General features: G+C 56.3%; 15 protein-coding genes and 1 tRNA gene. 3 read left to right on the top strand and 13 right to left on the bottom strand.

Features of this window, described 5'->3' with window-relative positions; all coding sequences use genetic code 11:
• Nucleotides 1-146: 146 nt before the first annotated feature.
• Complete coding sequence (locus tag QQL54_RS06125) at nt 147-1,910, top strand: DEAD/DEAH box helicase (protein WP_284388688.1); 1,764 nt, start codon at nt 147-149, stop codon at nt 1,908-1,910.
• A gap of 25 nt (nt 1,911-1,935) precedes the next feature.
• On the opposite strand, the gene guaA is transcribed toward QQL54_RS06125, so the two are convergent.
• From guaA to QQL54_RS06175, 10 genes are all read right to left on the bottom strand, one after another.
• Nucleotides 1,936-3,507 carry a glutamine-hydrolyzing GMP synthase gene (gene guaA / locus QQL54_RS06130; protein ID WP_284388690.1) on the bottom strand — a complete coding sequence of 524 codons (1,572 nt, stop codon included), beginning with the start codon at nt 3,505-3,507 and terminating at the stop codon, nt 1,936-1,938.
• Nucleotides 3,504-4,781, bottom strand: coding sequence for an RsmB/NOP family class I SAM-dependent RNA methyltransferase (locus tag QQL54_RS06135; protein WP_284388692.1), 1,278 nt, complete (start codon nt 4,779-4,781; stop codon nt 3,504-3,506). The genes guaA and QQL54_RS06135 overlap by 4 nt, the downstream gene beginning before the upstream one ends.
• A gap of 13 nt (nt 4,782-4,794) precedes the next feature.
• Complete coding sequence (guaB, locus tag QQL54_RS06140) at nt 4,795-6,252, bottom strand: IMP dehydrogenase (RefSeq protein ID WP_284388694.1); 1,458 nt, start codon at nt 6,250-6,252, stop codon at nt 4,795-4,797.
• A 60-nt stretch (nt 6,253-6,312) separates the two neighbouring features.
• On the bottom strand, nt 6,313-7,047 hold the full coding sequence (locus tag QQL54_RS06145; RefSeq protein ID WP_284388696.1) for an RlmE family RNA methyltransferase: 735 nt from the start codon (nt 7,045-7,047) through the stop codon (nt 6,313-6,315).
• A complete protein-coding gene (locus QQL54_RS06150) occupies nt 7,044-8,210 on the bottom strand; it encodes a Ppx/GppA phosphatase family protein (protein ID WP_284388697.1) in 1,167 nt (388 codons plus the stop codon). Before QQL54_RS06150 ends, QQL54_RS06145 begins: the two co-directional genes overlap by 4 nt.
• 135 nt (nt 8,211-8,345) lie before the next feature.
• Complete coding sequence (locus QQL54_RS06155; RefSeq protein WP_284388699.1) at nt 8,346-10,094, bottom strand: SulP family inorganic anion transporter; 1,749 nt, start codon at nt 10,092-10,094, stop codon at nt 8,346-8,348.
• A 34-nt stretch (nt 10,095-10,128) separates the two neighbouring features.
• Entirely contained in the window at nt 10,129-10,557 is a 429-nt protein-coding gene (locus tag QQL54_RS06160) for a protein tyrosine phosphatase family protein (RefSeq protein WP_284388702.1), read from the bottom strand.
• Nucleotides 10,554-12,548, bottom strand: coding sequence for a transketolase (gene tkt / locus QQL54_RS06165; RefSeq protein ID WP_284388705.1), 1,995 nt, complete (start codon nt 12,546-12,548; stop codon nt 10,554-10,556). The genes QQL54_RS06160 and tkt overlap by 4 nt, the downstream gene beginning before the upstream one ends.
• 108 nt (nt 12,549-12,656) lie before the next feature.
• Nucleotides 12,657-14,513: a ferrous iron transporter B gene (gene feoB, locus QQL54_RS06170; RefSeq protein WP_284388707.1), complete on the bottom strand. Its 1,857-nt coding sequence runs from the start codon at nt 14,511-14,513 to the stop codon at nt 12,657-12,659.
• Between the two features lie 10 nt (nt 14,514-14,523).
• Nucleotides 14,524-14,775 (bottom strand): FeoA family protein, encoded by a 252-nt coding sequence (locus QQL54_RS06175; RefSeq protein WP_284388709.1) that lies wholly within the window; start codon nt 14,773-14,775, stop codon nt 14,524-14,526.
• A 200-nt stretch (nt 14,776-14,975) separates the two neighbouring features.
• On the opposite strand from QQL54_RS06175, the gene QQL54_RS06180 reads away from it, so the two are divergent.
• A tRNA-Phe gene (locus tag QQL54_RS06180) sits at nt 14,976-15,051 on the top strand.
• A gap of 35 nt (nt 15,052-15,086) precedes the next feature.
• Nucleotides 15,087-15,893 (top strand): glycerophosphodiester phosphodiesterase, encoded by an 807-nt coding sequence (locus QQL54_RS06185; protein ID WP_284388711.1) that lies wholly within the window; start codon nt 15,087-15,089, stop codon nt 15,891-15,893.
• Here the strand turns inward: QQL54_RS06185 and QQL54_RS06190 are convergent.
• From QQL54_RS06190 to QQL54_RS06200, 3 genes are read right to left on the bottom strand one after another with little or no spacing between them, the layout of a single operon-like run.
• Nucleotides 15,890-16,075, bottom strand: coding sequence for a DNA gyrase inhibitor YacG (locus tag QQL54_RS06190; protein ID WP_284388713.1), 186 nt, complete (start codon nt 16,073-16,075; stop codon nt 15,890-15,892). The two genes, QQL54_RS06185 and QQL54_RS06190, sit on opposite strands and share 4 nt — an antisense overlap.
• The gene (locus QQL54_RS06195) at nt 16,072-17,088 is read right to left on the bottom strand and encodes a ribonuclease E/G (RefSeq protein ID WP_284388715.1); all 1,017 of its coding nucleotides are present in this window, start codon (nt 17,086-17,088) and stop codon (nt 16,072-16,074) included. Before QQL54_RS06195 ends, QQL54_RS06190 begins: the two co-directional genes overlap by 4 nt.
• Nucleotides 17,085-17,678 (bottom strand): Maf family protein, encoded by a 594-nt coding sequence (locus QQL54_RS06200; RefSeq protein WP_284388717.1) that lies wholly within the window; start codon nt 17,676-17,678, stop codon nt 17,085-17,087. The genes QQL54_RS06195 and QQL54_RS06200 overlap by 4 nt, the downstream gene beginning before the upstream one ends.
• Nucleotides 17,679-17,691: the final 13 nt, after the last annotated feature.

Raw genomic sequence — 17,691 nt, forward strand, 5'->3', positions numbered from 1 at the left:
CCTAGATTTCAAAGCTTACAGCGACGCTTGATTATACGCCGCACCCGTGTAGGGTGCGCAAGCCTGAGAGGTGCGTGCGAGAGTCGCATGCGATGCTGCGCGTCAAGACCGATGACGCCCGGCGCCTGGCCCGAAAGACCGCCCAAGTGAGCTCCAAAGACGCCCCGACTGAAATCTCGCCAGACGAGCCCGTTGACACGACCTTCTCTGAGCTTGGCCTTGACGCCAAGATCCTGAAGGCCCTGGACGAGATTGGCTATGAAACGCCAACCCCTATCCAAGCCCAAGCCATTCCGGCTGCTATGCAAAACCGTGACGTTCTCGGCATTGCTCAAACGGGTACCGGCAAGACCGGGGCCTTCACGCTTCCAACGATGCATAAGCTTGCCAAAGGCCGTGCACGGGCGCGGATGCCGCGCTGTTTGATTGTCTGCCCGACACGCGAACTAGCGGCTCAAGTCGCTGAAGATGTCAAAAGCTACAGTAAATATCTGAAGCTAGAAATGGCCCTGCTGATTGGTGGTGTGTCCTTTGCTGAACAAGACCGGAAACTGACAAAGGGTGTCGACATTCTGATCGCGACGCCAGGTCGCCTGCTTGATCAATTTGAACGCGGCAAAATCCTGATGACTGGCGTTCAAACGCTCGTCGTCGACGAAGCCGACCGTATGCTCGACATGGGGTTCATCCCAGATATTGAGCGTATCTTTGAAATCACGCCTTTCACTCGTCAGGTTCTGTTCTTTTCCGCGACCATGCCGCCAGAAATCAAACGCCTTGTTGAGCAGTTTCTGCACCAACCCGTGACCGTCCAGGTTGCGCGCCGTAACTCGACCGCCGCGACTGTACGTCAACGCATCATTCGGACACCATCTAGCGATTCGAAAGTAAAGCGTACTGCGCTGCGTTGGATCATGGAGCAGGAAGAGGTCGATAGCGGCATTGTCTTCTGTAACCGCAAACGTGACGTCGACATTGTTGCGAAATCCCTGAACAAGCACGGCCTCAGCGCCGAACCGATCCACGGTGATTTGGCGCAAAGCCTGCGCACCAAAACGCTGGACCGTTTCAAGGCGGGAGATATCAAATATCTCATCGCTTCTGATGTTGCGGCCCGTGGTTTGGATGTTTCTTCTGTCAGCCACGTCTTTAATTATGATGTTCCGAACCATAGCGAAGACTATATCCACCGGATTGGCCGGACCGGACGTGCTGGTCGCGAAGGCGATACGATCATGCTTGTCGCACCTTTAGATTCAAAGAATTACGACAGTATCCTCGATTTGATTGGCAAAGACTCGATTGAAGAAATTGACGTTCCGGATATCGACAACTTTCCGCGCGAAGGTCGTGGCGGATCCCGAGGTCGCCCATCCGGCGGATCATCATCCCGCCGATCGTCAGGCGGTCGCAATAGCGGCTCGAGTAACAATTCAAGCCGACGCAGTTCAGCGCCGAAACGCGAAGAGGCCCCAAAGGTCGATGCTAAACGCGAAGACAAGCCCAAGGTTCAACGAACTCGGAAAGCGCCGTCCCGCAAAGGTGACACTTCTTCGGAAGCGACCTCCCATAAAAATGAACGTGATGAAACGCCGCGTGAGGTAAAGCGTGAAGAGCGCCCTAAGGCTCAGCGGACCCGTAAAGCACCATCGCGGAAGACTGAGACTTCAGACACTGAAGCCCCCCGTGAAAGCAAACGTGAAAATAAGACGCGCGAGAGTAAGCGCGACGACACACCGCGCGAGTCTAAGCATGAACAAACACCGAAACCCGTGAAATCCTCATCAAAAGGATCATCGTCAAATCGGAAATCATCAAGCACTCGCCAGCGATCTTCATCCCAGTCAAAGGGTGACAAAAACGGCTCGACGGGATTTGGCGGCGACATGCCCGCCTTTTTCAACAATTAGGATGTTTTGAGGGGGCTCAGATCCCCTACTCCCATTCAATTGTTCCAGGCGGCTTGGACGTCACATCATAAACCACCCGATTCACGCCGCGGACTTCATTGATGATCCGTGTCGCGGTCTCACCCAGAAATTCGTGCGAATAGGGATAGTAGTCCGCCGTCATGCCGTCTGTTGACGTGACCGCACGCAGCGCAAGGACGAAATCATACGTCCGGCTATCGCCCATGACGCCTACGGTTTGAACAGGTAGAAGCACGGCAAAAGCCTGCCAGATATCATTATAGAGACCATGTTTGCGGATTTGGTCGAGATAGACAGCGTCTGCGTCGCGTAAGATATCGAGACGATCTTTCGTGATCTCACCGGGGCATCGAATCGCGAGCCCTGGACCAGGGAACGGATGACGTTCAACGAAGTCAGTATGCAGTCCCAGTTCCCGTCCGAGCGCCCTTACCTCATCTTTGAACAATTCGCGTAAAGGCTCGACCAATTCTAGGTCCATACGCTCTGGCAAACCGCCAACATTATGATGCGATTTGATGGTTACAGATGGACCGCCGTCAAAAGACACAGATTCGATCACGTCGGGATAGAGTGTGCCCTGCGCAAGGAATTTGGCACCGCCGATCTTTTTGGCTTCCCGTTCGAAAATGTCGATGAACGTGCCACCAATGATCTTTCGCTTCCGCTCTGGATCAGAAACACCCGCTAACAGGCCGAGGAATTCATCGCCCGCGTCAACATGGATCAGATTGATGTCGTAATGGTCGCGGAACAGCGCGGTGACCTGATCACTCTCACCTTTGCGCATCATGCCGGTATCGACGTAGACGCAGGTCAGCTGATCACCGATCGCTTCATGGATCAGAACGGCCGCAACGGAACTATCAACCCCACCAGATAGACCGCAAATGACTTTCCCGTCGCCGACCTGATCGCGCACGGCTTGGATCATCTCATCCTTGAACGCGGCCATGGTCCAATCACCGTCAAATCCGGCGATGTCGTGGGTGAAATTGCGCAGGATTCGCGCGCCATTTTCTGTGTGGACGACTTCTGGATGGAATTGGACGCCATAAAACTGACGCGTTTCATCCGCGATGGCAGCCAACGGCGCATTCGGGCTTTTTGCAATGATTTCAAAACCATCAGGCATATCGCTCACGCGATCGCCGTGGCTCATCCAGACCTGTTCCCGGTCCGTTAGACCGTTGAAGATCGGGGAATCCCCGGTTTTCTCTAGATAGGCGCGGCCAAATTCCTGGTCGTCAGATTTTTCGACAGCTCCGCCCAGTTGGGCCGCCATCACTTGCTGACCATAGCAAATACCAAGGACAGGCAAACCCAGTTCGAAAATGCTCGTATCGGCGCGCGGACTTCCCGTATGCGCAACACTGGATGGGCCTCCCGACAGGATAATCGCTTTGGGTTTGAATTGGGCGAGGAAGTCGGCGTCGACTTTGTTGAACGGATGAATTTCGGAATAAACGCCGCTTTCACGCACACGCCGAGCAATCAGCTTGGTCACCTGAGACCCGAAATCGACAATTAACAGCCGCTCATGCTGCTGAATAATGTCGTCGTGCTGCTCACTCATTGGCTGCGTTCCATCACTGCAAAGAAAAAACCGTCCGTGCCGGTCGAGCCCGGTGTCATTGTCAGGGTGAGCCCATCTTCGGACCAAGGCTTTGGACCATCGACCCCGAACCGTTCTTCAAACACTTCGCCAGCACTCAATAGCGAGAAGCCCTTTGTGCGTTCCAAGAACGCATAGACTTGCGCTTCATTTTCCTCGGCGAGCATTGAACAGGTCACATAGAAGAGGAAACCGCCCACTTTGACGAATTCTGAGCCTTGATCCAGCACCGTGACTTGTTCTTTACGGCGGCGTTCCAACGCATTTTCGGTCAGGCGCCACTTCGCATCAGGCTTACGCCGCCATGTCCCAAGTCCGGTACAAGGCGCATCAATCAGGACCCTATCCATTGACCCTTTTAAGGCAGGTAGCGTCTCGGCTGGCGGGGCGATGACCTCGATGATTGAGGCCCCAGCCCGATCAGAGCGCTGCCAGGTCGGAGCGAGCCGACGTTTGTCGATATCATAGGCGTAGATTTCGCCGCGATTGCCCATGTCACCGGCCAGCGCCAAAGATTTACCACCTCCGCCGGCGCAATAATCGAGCACTTTATCGCCCGGTTGCGCGGCACAGAGCAGGCTGACGAGTTGGCTACCCTCATCCTGAATTTCAATCTTTCCGCGTTGGTAATCAGCTGTTGATTGCACGTCTGGATGACGGCCAAAGCCATCAACGGGTGGATGACGCAGACCAATGGGTGAGAGCGGCGTGGGCACCGCCTCGGTTTCAATGTCCGAGCGCTGCGCTTTGAGCGTATTCACCCGCATATCCAATGGCGGACGCTGAGCTAGCGCCTGCCCTTCAGCGATGGCTTCATCGGTAAAATTGTTCTCGAACGCGGGCCAGAGCCATTCCGGTACATCAGCTTGAATCCAATCCGGCGCGTCTTTGAGATCGATTTTCCCAGAAATCAGCGCGCGTTCGGTCTCAGTCAGAGGCGACGGTGAATGGCGATCTTCAACATCAAAATTTAATTGTTCGAGCGAGACGCCACATCCCCACACGGCCCCGGCGATAGCCAGAGCGCGCGGGCTATCATCATCCATACGGTACGCAAAACTACTGCGGTGGCGTAACGCGTCATAGACTATATTGCCAATAGCGGCGCGGTCCTTAGATCCGGCAAAACGGTGCGATTTCGCCCAATCCCGCAACGCTAAAGCGACAGGTGTTCGGCGTGTACCGATATCGAGCAGCACCTCTTCGGCTGCTGCGATCCGCCCACCTAATCTCATGGTCTAACCTGTGTCATCCGGGCATCGAATAGTTGGGGGCTTCGCGTGCGATATGCACATCGTGAACATGGCTTTCGCGCAGTCCAGACCCCGTGATCCGAATGAATTCGGCATTATTGTGGAAGTCGTTGATCGTTTCCGAGCCTGTATAGCCCATGGAGGCACGAATGCCGCCCAATAGCTGATGTAAGATAGGTCCGACGGGGCCCTTATAGGCAACGCGGCCCTCGATCCCTTCCGGCACGAGTTTCATCGTGTCAGAGACTTCTTTTTGGAAATACCGATCGGCAGAACCGCGCGCCATGGCGGCCACGGATCCCATACCGCGATAGGCTTTATATTGGCGACCCTGATAGAGGAACACTTCCCCGGGCGCTTCTTCTGTCCCCGCCAGTAGAGAGCCAACCATCGCTGTCTCTGCGCCCGCAGCAAGGGCCTTAGCCATATCGCCAGAATACTTAATCCCGCCATCAGCGATCACGGGGATACCGGCCTTCTTCGCCGCTTTGCACGCATCCATGATCGCCGTGAGCTGTGGCACGCCAACGCCCGCAACGATCCGGGTTGTACAGATCGAACCCGGCCCAATACCAACTTTTAGCGCATCTGCACCCGCATCGATCAACGCGATGGCCGCCGCTTCTGTCGCGATATTGCCTGCGATAATCTGCGTGTCCGGATAAGCGGCTTTAATGCGCCGGACTTGAGCGCTAACCGCAGTACTGTGACCGTGCGCCGTGTCGATCACGAGCGCATCCACGCCCGCTTCAATCAGCGCTACTGCCCGTTCATAGCCCGCATCACCAACCGTGGACGCGGCAGCAACGCGCAGGCTGCCTGAGCTATCTTTACACGCATTAGGGAAGTTCTCGGCTTTTTCCATGTCCTTGACCGTGATGAGGCCAACGCAGCGATAATTCTCGTCAACGACGATCAACTTCTCGATCCGGTGCTTATGCAGAAGGGTTCTGGCTTCGGCTTGGGTCACGCCGACTTTGGCGGTCACGAGGTCCGTCGTCATCAAGTCACGAACAAGCTGCGTGGGATCATCCGCAAAGCGAACATCACGGTTGGTAATAATCCCGACCAGCTTGCCGTCTTTTTCCGTGACTGGAAGGCCGGAGACATTGTGTCGCTTGCCAAGAGCCGAAAGTTCAGCCCGTGTGGCATCTGGCGCAATCGTCACAGGGTTGACAACCATGCCCGCTTCATAGCGTTTGACCTTGCGGACTTCTTCGGCCTGCTCATCAATCGTCAGGTTTCGGTGTACAACACCAATGCCACCAATCTGCGCCATGGCAATGGCAAGCGGGGCTTCCGTCACCGTATCCATGGCCGCACTGACGAGCGGCACATTCATGCTGATCCCACGCGTCAACCGCGTGTTGAGCCGCGCTTGCGCGGGAATAATATCGGACGCCTGGGGTTGCAGCAGGACGTCATCGAAGGTCAGGCCTTCTCGAATCTCCATGAGGAGTCTCCGTTCCATTTGCGAGCCGCCCCTATCAGGGGTCGGGATGAGTCGCAAACGCTAAAGGGAGTCGCGTAGGCCCATCGCCACAAGATAGATCTCTGGTGAACCTTTTCGAGAACTAGCGGGTTTGGCGTGCCGAACGAAATCGAACCGCGATTTGAGACGTTTCAGAAGCCTCTCTTCCGTCCCGCCTTGAAAAACTTTGGTCACAAAATGCCCACCCGGCGCCAGCACATCCATCGCGAACTCTGCGGCTGCTTCGACCAGTGCCACAGTTTTCAAATGGTCAGTCTGCTTATGGCCGGTCGTATTCTGGGCTAGATCAGACATGACGAGATCGGGAGCCCGGTCGAGATGGGCTTTCAACTGATCGGGCGCGTCATCCGCCATGAAATCGAGATGCAAGATTTCTGCATTCGGAACGGCTTCGACCGGCAGAATATCAATGCCGACGATGCGCTTCGCGCCGCGTTTGAACGCCGCTTGCATCCAGCCGCCCGGCGCGCAGCCGAGGTCGACAATCAGTGAGTCTTTCCCGATCAGCTTATATTTATCATCCAGATCTTCGAGCTTGAAGGCGGCACGGGATCGATAACCCAGCTCCTTGGCTCTCTGAACATAAGGATCGTTGATTTGGCGTTCGATCCAGAGCTTCGAGCTAATTTTCCGGCCCTTGGCTGAGCGCACTTTTTTATGCAGCATACGCGTGGCATTATTAGCGTCCGGCTTGGTCTGACGTTTGCGTTTTTCGCCGGTCGGTTTGCCACCGCTCATTTTTCCGTCGTCGCTCATTTTGCTGCCTCGTGCCCGGCGATGGGTGCAGATGCGGGCTTATCGTCGGCGCGTCCCGATCCCATAAGTCCGATTAACATGCCTTCGCGCAGGCCTCGATCCGCCACGCGGATCATTTTGGACGGCCACATTTCGCAGATGACATCAATAATGGCGCAACCCGCCACCAACATGCGCGCGCGGTCTTCCCCGATACAGGGTTCTTTGGCGCGGTCTTCCGGGGATCGTGAGGCCATGTCCCGCGCAACCGCGACGGCATCTCGAGATCTTAACCACAGCCCGTCGACCTTGGCGCGCTGATAGTACGGCAATTTCAGATGGATCCCGGCGAGCGATGTGATGGTCCCGCTGGTGCCGATCAAATGGCCGCGGCCTTCCTCGAAAGCGCGAACGAACCGCGTGTCACAGCCCTGCTCTTTGATGGCGTCGCGCACGGCCGTCTTCATGTCGGCATACCAAGTCTCCCGGTCATCATGTTCGGGGACATTGTCCGATAGGGTGACGACCCCCAAAGGAAGCGACGCCCAAGCACTGATCGGGGGACGATGGATACGGGGGTTTTCCTCTTCGCGAAGCTTACGAACATCGACCCATGAGAGTTCGGTCGACCCACCGCCAATATCGATGACCAAAGCCACATCCTTGGTCGGATCGATCAGCTTGAGACACCCCATGACAGCCAAGCGCGCTTCGACACGCGGAGAGATGACCTCCAGCGCAATACCCGCCTCATCTTTCGCTCGTTGCAAGAACTCCGCCCCATTACCCGCGCGACGACAGGCCTCAGTCGCCACACAGCGCCAACGTTTGACGTGTTTGGATTTCATCTTTCGGGCGCAAATTTTCAGCGCCTCGACAGCGGCGTCCATGCTCTCCTGAGCCAGCTCGCCGGAATGAGCCAGTCCCTGACCAAGGCGGACAACTTTGGAATAGCTATCAATGATACGAAAGCCGTCATCGGTTTCACGAGCGATCAGCAGGCGGCAATTATTGGTCCCAAGATCAATGGCTGCAAAGGCCTGCGAACGCTTATGCCGCCCCGGACCCTTAGAGGCCCGACGCGCAGATGGGGTTCGCCTTGCCCGTCTCCGTTCCTGTCTCGGCGTGCCGTCCTCGGCAGGCTCAAGTGCAGGCTCAGAGCCGGACTTATCGTCGTCCGGCATGGCCGTCTCTTTCCGTGTCGGTCGTCGGGTCGCGTCAAAAATGCGCGCCGCCAAACGTCCTAGGTTTTCTAGTTAGTGATCTGTTAGCCCTAGGTTCTAATTGGTGCAAGGCTTCACAGTCTCTCGACGTGTCCGTCAGTGAATGTCGATATGGTCGTCAAGGAATGACCAATCAGGCTCCGGGCGGAGGGTTTCCATGGCTTCGTGCTGCGACAGGAATATCTGTCCCGTGAGCCGGTCCAAGAAGGATGATCGGAACAGACGCTCCCGTACACGGCTTTGCATGTCAGAGAAATGAAGCCTGATATCTGAGGCTTTCAGGCGGTTATTGATGGTTTCGAGAGAACTCAGCGCTGACGCATCGATCCGGTTGACGGCCGTGCACATCATAATCAGGTCGGTCAATGACGGGGTTTCGGCCACAATCTGCGCCACACGATCCTCCAACGTTCGGGCATTGGCGTAATAAAGGCTTTCATCAATTCGGAGCGTTTTTACCTGATCATTCGTCTCCACAACAAAGCGAGTGGCGTCACGATAATGCTCGGTACCCGGAAACCGCCCGACCAGTGGCATGTGCGGATTGACGGTCGTTCGGATATGCAGCGCCATGGCGAGGACGACGCCGACCAACACGCCATATTGAACGCCAAGCGTCAGAACAGCCACAAATGTCGCGACAGCCGTTAACCCATCTAGTCGTGAATAGATCCATGTCCGCCAAATTGATCGAAAATCGAGCAAGGAGAAACACGCAATTATGATCAGGGCAGCTAAGACAGCCAACGGCAAATGCGTCAATAAGGGCGTCAGAAACATGGCCGTTAGTGCCATCAAAATGGCGACAATCACAGCGGATAAGGGGGTTTCACCTCCTGCCGCCGCATTGACGGCAGAGCGCGACATGGACCCGTTGACGGCATAGCCTGCCGATAGACCTGCCGCGATATTGGCGGCCCCTAGACCAAATAATTCGCGGTTAGCGTTGATCGAACCGCGGCGTCGCGCGGCCAATTCTTGCGCTGTCGAGGTGCTGTCAACGAAGGCCACAATCGCGATGACCGCGGCTGGAATAAGCAGCGACTGGATCAGTGAGGTTTCGACATAGGGGATACGGAAGGGAGGCAAGCCACCTGGGACTACGCCAACAACCGACAATCCCTGCTGATCCAAACCCGCCATCCAACTGGCGACGATGAACAGACCAATGATGACGATTGGTGCCATTCGTGACCACATTTTTGCGCGTCGGCTTGGCACACCCGCTTTAATCAGCTGAAAAGCGATTTGCGTTCGAGCCAAGTAAAAGGCGAGCAAAGCTGCGGCCCCGACTCCGATTGTGATCAGACTTGTTTCGCTGGCTTGTCGACTGAGATTACTGACCATTGCAAAGGCCGTTCGGCCACCGCCATCAACACCAAATATATGCCGCAACTGACTGATAACAATCAGAAGTGCGGCCCCAGTAATATAGGCCGAGACAACCGGGCGAGAGACGAAGTTCATCAAGAAGCCCGCTTTCATCACACCCGCGCCAATGAGCATCAAGCCCACCATCAAGGCAAGCGCCGCCGCGCCAACCACCCGGAGTTCTTCTGGAAGTTCAGCAATCGTGCTCGCCGTCATCAAAGAGATCACAGCGGTCGGCCCGACATTCAGCTGTCGAGAGCTACCCAGCACCGCATAAGCGAGTAGCGGCGTGATTGAGGCGTAAATGCCGACCTTGGGCGGCAATCCTGCCAGCAAGGCGTAGGCCAGCGATTGGGGCACCAGTAGAATGGTCACAACAATGGCGGCGACCAGATCGTTGGAAAAGAGCGTTTTGTTATACTCGGTCAGCCAGCCCCATTGGGCTTTAACCGCAGAGCCGATCAGGCCGCTCACGGGAGCACCCTAACAAGATCGAATGGGAGGGTCCTCAGCAGGTCCGGTCTCTTGCGGCAAACTCCATCAGGGGATTACGGATCTGTTCTAGCTGATAGCCCGCATCGCTCATGGCTTGCATCACCGCATCAATGCCTAACTGATCGATATGGGCGAACGCCCACAGCACAGTTGAACGCCGCCCTGATGCACAAAAAACCACGATTGGGCGGGGTGCAGATTCGAAGGCTTTGATGGATGCTGCGATTAGGTCCGGCGTCAGGCCTGCACTCATCGGAATATGGAGATAACCCAGCGACGCCGCTTCTGCAGCCGCTTCCATCTCCTCTGACAGCGGCTGTAGCGGTGCTTCCTGGTCCGGCCGATTATTGATGACGCTCTTCACGCCCTGCTCAGCCAGAACCTGAATTTGGGCCGGCATCAACTGGCCCGAGACGAATACATTTCCGGGCAGTTCCTTCACCGGTTGAGGAGTCCCTTAGCCGCGGTCACAACCGCATCTGTCGTGATGCCGAAATGTTCGAACAAATCAGCGCCCGGCGCAGAGGCTCCGAAACTGTCCATGCCCACAAAGGCCCCACCCCGTCCGATCAATGCATCCCAGCCTTGGCGTATTCCGGCTTCAACGGCCAGTTTGGGTAGGTCTTTGCCGAGCACGGACCGGATATAGTTTTCATCCTGCTCCATGAACAGATCGAGGCATGGTACAGATACAACACGCGCTGTAATGCCGTCGCCTGCCAGACGCTCAGCCGCCTCCACAGCCAGATGGACCTCTGATCCCGTGGCAATAAGGACGATGTCATCAGCCCCCTCACCGGCTTGCAACACATAACCGCCGCGCTCGCACCAGTTGGTTGAAGCGTCGTCCCGGACCGCTGGTAAGCCTTGGCGTGTCAGTGCCATTACGCTCGGCCCATCATCTCTCTGTACAGCCAATTCCCAACATTCCGCTGTCTCCAGCGCGTCGGCCGGGCGGTAGGTATAGACATTTGGGATTGCGCGTAGGCTGGCCAGATGTTCGACTGGTTGATGCGTCGGACCATCTTCGCCCACACCGATAGAATCGTGTGTAGCGACATAGATCACGCGCTTTTCCATCAACGCCGCGAGACGGACGGACGGACGGCAATAATCCATAAAGACCATGAATAGCCCAGAATAAGGCAGGACGCCGCCATGCAGCGACATGCCGTTCATAGCCGCCGCCATACCATGCTCACGAATGCCGTAATTCAGGTAGCGCCCGCCATAGTGACCCGCTTGGATTTCATCGGATGTGGCCGGTGTTTTGGTCTTATTGGAGCCTTCCAAGTCAGCTGAGCCAGACATCATATCGGTCAGAGATTCGGTCAGCGGCACGAGCGCTTTACCGGATGCTGCGCGTGTCGCCATGGACGGTTTGTCAGCAGCCACTTTGTTTTTGTAAGCTTGGAACGTTTCCAACCAGCCCTCATTCAAACCACCAGACATGGCGCGTTCAAAGTCGGCTTTGTGATCGGATGCCGCCAGTCGTTCTTTCCATTCGCGATGGGCCTTCCGGCCTTTGCGACCCGGACGTTTCCAGAGTTTGTAAACAGAATCAGGGACTTCAAACGGACCGTGGTCCCAACCGCGCGCGGCACGCGTGCCCGCGATTTCTTCGTCACCGAGCGGAGCGCCATGCGCTTTCGATGTTCCAGCCCGGGTCGGGGCTCCCTTCCCGATGGTCGTTTTGCAAGCGATCAGTGTGGGCTTATCGGATTTCTTGGCGCGGCGCAGGGCGCTGGCGACCTGTTGCGGATTATGTCCGTCAATCTCGATGACTTTCCAGCCCGATGCTTCGAAGCGCTTCTTTTGATTGGTTGAGTCGGACAGCGACACAGGACCATCAATCGTAATGTTGTTGTCGTCCCAGAGAACCGTTAGGCGGTTGAGCGCAAGATGCCCGGCTAGGCTGATCGCTTCCTGACTAATGCCTTCCATCAGGCAGCCATCGCCCGCGATAACGTAAGTGTGGTGATCGACAACGGCGTCACCATAGCGCGCATTCAAATGGCGCTCAGCAATGGCGAAGCCGACCGCGTTGGAAATGCCCTGCCCCAGGGGTCCGGTTGTGGTCTCGACGCCCGGCACATGGCCATATTCCGGGTGCCCGGCGGTGATGGAGCCAAGCTGACGAAAATTCTTGATCTGGTCCATCGTCACAGCCTTGTAGCCAGTCAAATGTAGCAGGCTGTAAATCAACATCGAGCCATGCCCGGCGGACAAGATGAACCGATCTCGATCGGCCCAATTCGGATCCGATGGATCGAACTTCAGAAATTTGGAAAATAGAACAGTCGCGGCGTCGGCCATACCCATCGGCATGCCGGGGTGGCCGGAGTTAGCGCGCTGCACCGCATCCATGGATAGGGCGGCGATCGCATTGGCCATGTCACGATGTTCGAGCTGGCTTTTGGAAAGGTCGGTCATGTCCGCCTCCTGCCACGATTTTGCGTAGAGGTTAACCCGGACTCTGTCTGTTATAGCGCTCTTCTCAGCCCGGAATCGCCCTCGACTGTGGACTAACGCTCAACGGCGCTATCCAAGACCGAATGCGACAGCCGTATGGTAAGTGACTGCGGCAGCCGCGTAAGCGAGCACAAACAGATAGCCAAAAGCGAAAAGCGGCCATTTCCAGCTATGAGTTTCTTTGCGGATAATGGCGAAAGTCGACAGACACTGCGGCGCAAACACGAACCAGGCTAGGAACGCTAAGCCCGTCGCCATCGACCATTGGCTGGCGATCACAGCAGACATCTGCCCTTCGATCCCATCGCCTTGCACTGCATAGATAGTCGCGAGGCTGGACACGGCGACTTCGCGCGCCGCCATAGCCGGAATCAAAGCGATCGACATTTCAAGGTTGAAACCGATCGGCTTGAGAATGGGCAGCAAGATATTGCCGAGCATCCCTGCATAGGTCTCGCCAATGCTCCCAGCATTACGCGGGAAGGTCGTGAGCACCCAGATGATGATCGAAGCCGGCAGAATGATCCGTCCAGCCCGATTCACAAAGATCATCGCCCGATCCCAAATCCCCATAAGATAATCACGGAAAACCGGCGTTTTATAGCTCGGCAGCTCGATCAGCAAACCGCCGCTTTCGCCTCGAGACAGCGTTTTTTTGAAGATGAACGCCATGATGAAGGCGAACAGAATGCCAACGAGAATCAGACCGAACGCAACGAGACCCTGTTGCGAAAACGGTCCCACACGCCCTTGCGGAATGAACGCTGCGATAATCATGAAATAGACCGGCCAACGCGCCGAACAGGTCATCAATGGCGCAATGAGAATTGTGGTTAGGCGATCCTTCTCCTGCTCGATTGTCCGCGCCGCCATGATGCCCGGAATAGCGCATGCGAAAGAGGAAAGCAGCGGAATGAAAGCCCGGCCGTTGAGGCCGACCTTAGCCATGAGCGTGTCCACGAGGAATGCTGCCCGCGCCATATAGCCTGAGGCTTCAAGCAGTAAGATAAAGGCAAAAAGAATGACGATTTGAGGCAGAAAGACCAATACGGCGCCGACGCCTGCAATGGCCCCATCGACGATAACGGATTGCAGCAACCCGTCCGGGATAATCGCTTCGACGGCGCCCTGAAGCCCACCAATCGCGCTATCGATCAAATCCATAGCCGGACCTGCCCACGTGTAGACGGCCTGAAACATGACAAACAAAATGGCGAGTAAGATCAAGAGCCCCAAGACAGGATGCAGCACGATTTTGTCGATTCTGTGGGTAATCGTCTCAGTCTGCGGAATTCGCGAGACTGCATGGCGTGTCGCGGATCGAGCGCGTTGTTGAATTTCGCGCACTTCACCGCGTTCTTCAGACGGTTTAGGCGCGCTGCCATACGCAACGTCGCCAGACCACTCCGTTAGGAAATCGAGCAGATGAGCCCGTCCTGAAGCTCGGACGGCGACACAATTCACAACAGGAATACCGAGCTCTTGTTCCAGCGCAGGAATATCGATGTTCAGCCCGTCGCGCGCGGCCATATCCATCATGTTCAGTACGAGCACGATAGGGAGCCCATAATTCTTGGCCTGCAGCACATTGTGCAAATGGGTTTCGATATGGGCGGCATCGAGCACGAAGAGAATGGCGTCCGGAGCACGTTCATTCTCTAGTCGACCACTCACCGCATCAATCGCGACGCGCTCATCCATCGACTTGCCCGTGTCGCCATAGACGCCGGGGAGATCAAGCAGCTCAATCGCTCGACCATCGGGAAGGTCGAACACTCCCTTGCGGTATTCGACTGTGACGCCGGGATAGTTTGCGACCTTGGCTCGTCCCCCGGTCAACGCGTTGAACAGCGATGTCTTCCCACAATTGGGCGCACCTAGAAGGGCTAGGCGGACAGGCCTCGTTTGAGTTTCGACAGAGCTCATAATGTGACGTCTAGGTGTTTGCAGGTTCCACAAGGATCGCGGCTGCGTCCTCGCGGCGAAGCGCAATAATCGCACCGTTCAATCGAACACTCATCGGATTACGACCAAACAGGCCGAAATGAAGCGGCTCGACCCGATCCCCTTCCGCAAAGCCAATGTCACGCAGTCTGATTTCCAATTTTTCATCGGCGGATGAAAAACCGAGAATCCGGGTTGAGGTAGACCGGGCGAGATCGGTCAGACGGGTTGGCATTTGAGACATAGGTTTGCCATAGTGAGAATTAGTCGCAACTGCAAAGGAAAAGCTCACGCGGTTCGTGACCAACGTCACATTCAGCGCGTTTCGTCAAAATGGTGACAAATCGGGACTATAAAATCGACTATAGATCGGGGTGTGTTTTATCCTCTTATACGGAGTGGACAGCCCCGCGAGTCGATCCTATAGACGCGCCTCGTAAACGGGCCCGAATAGCTCAGTTGGTAGAGCAACGGATTGAAAATCCGTGTGTCCCTGGTTCAAATCCAGGTTCGGGCACCATTTCCCTTCCCCCTCGTATCGTTTAGGCGACGCCTATGGCTCGTCTTGATCAGATTATTTCTCATCGCTTTCGCGGTTTTGCCCAGCATGAGAGCACAATGGACGGCTTAATCGCCGCGCTCGACTTTGGTGTAAAGCAGATTGAGTTCGATATTCGACTCACGCGATGCGGGACACCGATGATCACGCATGACGAGGCCGCGCGCGATTCGAAGGGCCAGCTCCACAAAATTTGCGATGTTTTCGCGCGTGATCTTTCCAGTTTAGGGGGGGATTTCGCCCGAATGCCGAGCGCGCCTGAGTTGTTCAAAGCCATCGCCACTCACGACAATCGCAATTGCCGGGTCCTAATCGACATGAAGGACGCCGGATTTGAAGAGATGCTCTACGCACTCTGTGCGGAACACCGCCTTCGCGAGCGCTCGATCTGGGTCTCTTGGTTGCCGGAAGTTCTCTACGCCATCCACGACATTGACGAGACCGCGCAGTCTTGCCTGTCCCATTGGTGCCAACCTCCGAACCTCGCCGTGCGGTCGGTCCACAAAGTTTACAAAGCCAATCTTGGGCGTATTGAACGGCCCGAACGCACCTATGTCCACGGCGAACGATCTGGTTGGTTCGTTGATGGGCCCTTAAAGGGTGAATTGCGTGAGGTTGTTAATTGGGTCTGCGTGCCAGCTAAGCAGGTCAGCGCGGCGCTGGTCGAGGACTATCATCAAGACGGAACGCAAGTCAGCGCCTTCTCCTATAAGACGCGCGCCGCGATTGAGACGGCAGAAGCCCGTCATGGCCACGATGCGTTCTTTAGCGACGCCAAGGCACCGTTCGAATCGTTCATCTAGTCGTTCGCAGCCTGAGGCCGTGGGTCGATGAGGCTACCCTCTGGAGCCGGCTCTTCGGTCGGGATGGCGTAACTTCCCTTAAACCACCGCCCAAGATCAATGTCGGCGCAGCGTTTCGAACAGAATGGACGGAAGTCTGTCATAGACTCACGTGTTTTGCAGATTGGGCAAGGTCGGCTCATCGGTCACCCTTCACCTGAACGCTATCGCCCAGCTCGACAGTAAACCGCGCGCCCAGCCGTTCAGTCATCGGGGCGCGCCAGTCAAACGGCGCATCCTCTAACCACACCCAGACCGGCTGATCGACGCTCAGTGTCATTTTGGCCCCAGCGGTTATTTTTGCTTCGCGCTCTAACTGGCGCAGCGCGCGAATAGCCCGTGTCTCTACGGTCGGTTCGCCAAAGCGATCATTGAGCATCGCATCGATCGACGGTCCGTCTTGGCCACGTGTCATCTCAACCACGCCAAAGCGAGAGAACGGCGCGATGCGAATACTGGCGGGATCGGTCTCGGCCATCTCTTCCATCAAGCGAATCAGAGTTGAGCGCTGTTTCGATTGACGCAGATTGGGAAAGTCGATGGCGATCAATCCACCCAGACCCCGCAGCCGAAGCTGGCTGAGGATGAGTTTGGCCGCACCCACACTGCAATCCATCACGGTCTTTGACCCACCTTTATCAACATCGACGGCGATCAGCGCCTGCGTGCGCTCTATGGTGATGCTGCCGCCACCGGGAATGGCCAGTTGCCGCTCCGTCGCTGTATCAAAAATACCGACAGGCGCGTCTTCATAGGCCAGCTCTGGGAAGCGACGGTCCAACCGTTCGCGCAAAGACAAGGCTGTGACCACACCAGGTTTTTCGCGGCTGGCCTCTGCAACATGACGCAGGACCGGTCCCTTCTCCGCGATGGCTTCCTTAGCAACAATCACGTCAACCCGCTCGCCTTCCGTCAGGCGCGGCAAGTCCCGCTGGCCTTTGAAAGACAGCAAACCATTCGGACCTGAGCCCAGTGCGATCCAAAGCCCACCAATCGACGCGTCAATCGCGACGACTTGCCCGGTCCATTGTTCTCCAATCCGGGGCTTGCGAAAATCCGACCAACGGTCGAGATGGAGTTCGACCAGTTTGCGGCCTTCATAGACAGCGGCACGGGTTTCCCCGACAGTCTCTTCGATAACGACACGGCGTTTCACGATATAATCCCCGCGGCGGCTAAGAGGAGCCCCGTTTCATAGACTGGAAGGCCCACAACGCCCGTATAGGAACCTGAAATGTGATGGATAAGCGTCCCGGCGCGGCCTTGTATTCCATAGCCGCCAGCTTTTCCGCGCCATTCCTCACTGTCCAGATAGCGCGTCATCTCCTGATCAGAGAGCCGCTTCATCTTTAACCGGGTTTCACTGACCTTGGACCGCGCCAAACCGTCCGCATCAATGACGCACACGCCTGTGAAAACGCGGTGTGAACGACCACTCATGAGCGAGAGACACATCTTGGCCTCGTCGCGCTCCATAGTTTTGGGCAAGATACGACGACCAACGCCGACAACTGTGTCGGCGGCGAGGATCACAGAACCCGGGAGTTGCCTCAAGGCAGCCTGCGCTTTTTCCTGTGCCAGACGGAGCGCATGCGGCCCCGGTAACTCGCCAGGAATCGGATCTTCGTTAATGTCGGTGGGGTGAACGGCGTCCGGGGTAAGTCCGATCTGCGCGAGCAAATGCAGGCGTCGCGGACTGGCGCTGGCTAGGATGAAACCGTCACCGGACATGACGGGGTCGGTCATAACGGCTCTGGCC

This window comes from Algimonas ampicilliniresistens (assembly GCF_030159955.1).
Taxonomy (GTDB): domain Bacteria; phylum Pseudomonadota; class Alphaproteobacteria; order Caulobacterales; family Maricaulaceae; genus Litorimonas; species Litorimonas ampicilliniresistens.

Excerpts from the sequence above, each read along its gene's own strand:
- QQL54_RS06135 (WP_284388692.1), bottom strand. The coding sequence starts at position 4,781 with ATGAGATTAGGTGGGCGGATCGCAGCAGCCGAAGAGGTGCTGCTCGAT.
- tkt (WP_284388705.1), bottom strand. The coding sequence starts at position 12,548 with ATGACCGACCTTTCCAAAAGCCAGCTCGAACATCGTGACATGGCCAAT.
- QQL54_RS06185 (WP_284388711.1), top strand. The coding sequence starts at position 15,087 with ATGGCTCGTCTTGATCAGATTATTTCTCATCGCTTTCGCGGTTTTGCC.
- QQL54_RS06175 (WP_284388709.1), bottom strand. The coding sequence starts at position 14,775 with ATGTCTCAAATGCCAACCCGTCTGACCGATCTCGCCCGGTCTACCTCA.
- guaB (WP_284388694.1), bottom strand. The coding sequence starts at position 6,252 with ATGGAGATTCGAGAAGGCCTGACCTTCGATGACGTCCTGCTGCAACCC.
- QQL54_RS06190 (WP_284388713.1), bottom strand. The coding sequence starts at position 16,075 with ATGAGCCGACCTTGCCCAATCTGCAAAACACGTGAGTCTATGACAGAC.
- guaA (WP_284388690.1), bottom strand. The coding sequence starts at position 3,507 with ATGAGTGAGCAGCACGACGACATTATTCAGCAGCATGAGCGGCTGTTA.
- feoB (WP_284388707.1), bottom strand. The coding sequence starts at position 14,513 with ATGAGCTCTGTCGAAACTCAAACGAGGCCTGTCCGCCTAGCCCTTCTA.
- QQL54_RS06145 (WP_284388696.1), bottom strand. The coding sequence starts at position 7,047 with ATGAGCGACGACGGAAAAATGAGCGGTGGCAAACCGACCGGCGAAAAA.
- QQL54_RS06150 (WP_284388697.1), bottom strand. The coding sequence starts at position 8,210 with ATGCCGGACGACGATAAGTCCGGCTCTGAGCCTGCACTTGAGCCTGCC.
- QQL54_RS06200 (WP_284388717.1), bottom strand. The coding sequence starts at position 17,678 with ATGACCGACCCCGTCATGTCCGGTGACGGTTTCATCCTAGCCAGCGCC.